Origin of the sequence: Aquabacterium sp., assembly GCF_036279655.1 — a bacterium.
Lineage (GTDB): Bacteria > Pseudomonadota > Gammaproteobacteria > Burkholderiales > Burkholderiaceae_C > Aquabacterium.
Window position 1 is genome coordinate 1 of the sequence record NZ_DASUIT010000085.1, and the last position, 2,895, is coordinate 2,895.

Sequence of the window (2,895 nt, forward strand, 5' to 3'; positions counted from 1 at the left end):
TCCTTGCAGCGAGGGCTGGACCGCTATGTGCATGTCACGATGGTCCAGATGGCGTCGGCCGTGGCCTGTCAGCGCTTTCACCTCATCGGGCCGCGACTGGCGCGCTGGTTGCTCATGACCCAGGACCGAGCCTCTGCCGACAGCTTCCGTGTGACGCACGAGCGCCTGGCGGGTGTGCTCGGCGTCCGACGGGTCGGCATCACGACGGCGGCGGTGGCGCTGCAGCGGCAGGGCTTGATCGAGTACCACCGGGGTGCGCTGACGGTCATTGACCGCCTGGGCCTGGAAGCCGTGGCCTGCAGTTGTTACCAAGTCGATCTGCACGTCCATGCCGAGTGGCTGCCGATGCCCTGAGCGCCGCCCGGGGCTGACGAGTGACTGTGTTCGATGGCGCACCGACGACCCGGGGGCGCACCGCTAGCCTGCGGACCATGACAAGGACACGCACATGAGCACCATGGCCCCCGAGCAGGACCACCGGGCCGGTCTGGTCGCCGAGGACTGGCGTGATCTGCTGGCCACGATCAAGGCGCGCTTGAAGATGACGGTGGATGCGCTACCGCTGGTGGCACCGCCTGAGGCGCCCGTGGCGTTGCAGGCACGGCTCCAGCGCAATGTGCTGACCTGCATCGACGCACTGGAGCAGGTGCAGACCCTGCTCGCCAGCGAACTCAAGCACTACCGGGAGCTGGAAGAGCAGGCCCATCAGACCGAGTTGACGCTGGCCACGATGCGCGAGCAGTTGAGCGGCTTGCAGGCCGGCGAGCGCCGGGCGCGGCATCAGGCCCAGCACGATGGCCTGACGCACCTGCCCAACCGCAGTTTTTTCCGCGAACGACTGGAGGGCAGCTTGAAGACACTGGCCGGACAGCAGCCGGCGCTGGCGGTGCTCTTTCTGGATCTGGACGCCTTCAAGCAGGTCAATGACACCCACGGCCATGCGGTGGGCGATGAGTTGCTGGCCATCGTGGCAGAGCGGCTGACGCGGGCCGTCCGCGCCCACGACATGGTGAGCCGGCTGGGCGGTGACGAGTTCGCCTGCCTGCTGGTGGGCGTGCCAGGACGCGAGCAACTCGGCCGGCTGGCCCTCAAACTGGAGGCGGTGGTGTCGGCCCCGGTCAAGATCGGGGAGGTGCAGTTGTCGGTGCACCCCAGCATCGGCATCGCGATGTGCCCGGATGACGGCGCCTCGGCGGACGAGCTGCTTCACCAGGCTGATCAGGCGATGTACCGCGCCAAGCGGCATCAGACCGGCTTCGCCTTCGTGGGCGACTGAGACCCGGGCCAGCGGCTCACAGCCCCTGGGCAAACCCGTTCTGCCGCCAGGCCTCGAACACCGCCACGGCCACCGCATTGCTCAGGTTGAGGCTGCGCTGCCCCGGCAGCATGGGCAGGCGCACGCGCTGCGCCAGGGGAAAAGTCTCGCGCAAGGCCGGATCCAGGCCGCTGGTTTCACAGCCGAAGACCAGGCAGTCGCCCGGCAGCCAGGCGATGTCGGTCAGGGGGCGGCTGCCCCGGGTGGTGAAGGCGAACATCCGTGCCGGATCGGGCTGCACGGTCTGCAGGAAGGTGGCCCAGTCGGCATGCCGTTGCACGCGTGCGCACTCGTGATAGTCGAGCCCCGCGCGGCGCAGCAGCTTGTCGTCCATCGAAAAGCCCAGCGGCTCGATCAGGTGCAGCTCGCAGCCGGTGTTGGCCGCCAGGCGGATGACGTTGCCCGTGTTGGGCGGGATCTCCGGGTGGACCAGAACGATGCGGAACATGGCGGCAGGCGCGGGGTGGGGGCTCAGGACTCGGCGCGGGCTTCGCGCATCATCAGGGCCTGCACGGCCGAGCGGGCGCTCAGGCGGCCCTCCAGCACCTCCACCACGGCTTGCGTGATGGGCATGACCACACCCAGGCCTTGCGCGCGCGCCAGCACCGTGGCGGCGCTGTAGACGCCTTCGGAAACGTGGCCGAGCTCTTGCAGGATGGTGGGCAGGTCCTTGCCCTGGGCCAGTTGCAGGCCCACGGAGCGGTTGCGTGAGAGATCGCCCGTGGCGGTCAGCACCAGATCGCCCAGGCCGGACAGGCCCATGAAGGTGTCCAGGCGGGCACCCAGGGCCACGCCCAGGCGGGTCATCTCGGCCAGACCGCGCGTGATCAGGGCGGCGCGTGCATTGAGGCCCAGTTGCAGGCCATCGGCGATGCCGGTGGCAATGGCCAGCACGTTCTTGACGGCACCGCCCACCTCGACACCGACCGGGTCGGGCGAGGTGTAGACGCGCAGGCTGTCGCTGTGGAAGGCCTCGACGGCGAGCTCGTTCAGAGCCTCATCGCTGCTGGCGGCCACCAGGGCGGTGGGCTGGCCCCGCGCCACTTCAATGGCGAAGCTGGGGCCCGAGAGCACGCCGCTGCGGCCCTGCGGGCGCACGGTCAGGGCGATCTCGTGGCCCAGGCGTCCACTGGTTTTTTCAAAGCCCTTGCACAGCCAGAACACGGGGGCGGATTCGGGCACCCGGCTCAGCATGTCGGCCAGGGCGGCCATGGGCGTGCCGATGATCACCAGGCCCTTGTCGGTGGCCGGCATGGCATGGGCCATGGCAGCGGACCAGTCGCTGGTGATCTGCAGGCCCTCGGGCAGGGGCACGTCGGGCAGGTAGCGGGCATTGCAGCGCGATGACTGCATCTGCAGGGCCTGGGCCTCGTCGCGAGCCCACAGGACCACGTTCACGCCCCGACGGGCGGCGCTGATGGCCAGCGCCGTGCCCCAGGCTCCCGCACCCAGTACGGTGACGTTCATGCGGGAGTGGCTCCGTTTCAGGCGTGACCGGCTTGAGCCTGCTGGTCAAGCTGCGACTGGTACATGGCCTGGAAGTTGACTTCGGTCAGGTGCACGGGCGGGAAGCCGGTGCG

Annotated in this window: 4 protein-coding genes and 1 pseudogene; 2 read left to right on the forward strand and 3 right to left on the reverse strand. The window is 69.1% G+C overall.

Annotated features, from left to right (window positions below; all coding sequences use genetic code 11):
* Both VFW84_RS10340 and VFW84_RS10345 read left to right on the forward strand, forming a co-directional pair.
* On the forward strand, window positions 1–354 hold a 354-nt coding region (locus VFW84_RS10340; RefSeq protein WP_329680377.1), incomplete at its 5' end, for a helix-turn-helix domain-containing protein.
* A 94-nt stretch (window positions 355–448) separates the two neighbouring features.
* Window positions 449–1,276, forward strand: coding sequence for a GGDEF domain-containing protein (locus VFW84_RS10345; protein WP_329680378.1), 828 nt, complete (start codon window positions 449–451; stop codon window positions 1,274–1,276).
* A gap of 16 nt (window positions 1,277–1,292) precedes the next feature.
* On the opposite strand, the gene VFW84_RS10350 is transcribed toward VFW84_RS10345, so the two are convergent.
* The 3 genes and pseudogenes from VFW84_RS10350 to VFW84_RS10360 all read right to left on the reverse strand — a co-directional run.
* Window positions 1,293–1,763, reverse strand: coding sequence for a tRNA (cytidine(34)-2'-O)-methyltransferase (locus tag VFW84_RS10350; RefSeq protein WP_329680379.1), 471 nt, complete (start codon window positions 1,761–1,763; stop codon window positions 1,293–1,295).
* Between the two features lie 23 nt (window positions 1,764–1,786).
* Window positions 1,787–2,782, reverse strand: coding sequence for an NAD(P)H-dependent glycerol-3-phosphate dehydrogenase (locus tag VFW84_RS10355; RefSeq protein WP_329680380.1), 996 nt, complete (start codon window positions 2,780–2,782; stop codon window positions 1,787–1,789).
* Between the two features lie 17 nt (window positions 2,783–2,799).
* Window positions 2,800–2,895: pseudogene (locus VFW84_RS10360) on the reverse strand (protein-export chaperone SecB); the annotation flags it as partial.

Bases quoted from the DNA above. Each gene is read 5' to 3' on its own strand.
- VFW84_RS10345 (WP_329680378.1), top strand. From the start codon at position 449: ATGAGCACCATGGCCCCCGAGCAGGACCACCGGGCCGGTCTGGTCGCC.
- VFW84_RS10350 (WP_329680379.1), bottom strand. From the start codon at position 1,763: ATGTTCCGCATCGTTCTGGTCCACCCGGAGATCCCGCCCAACACGGGC.
- VFW84_RS10355 (WP_329680380.1), bottom strand. From the start codon at position 2,782: ATGAACGTCACCGTACTGGGTGCGGGAGCCTGGGGCACGGCGCTGGCC.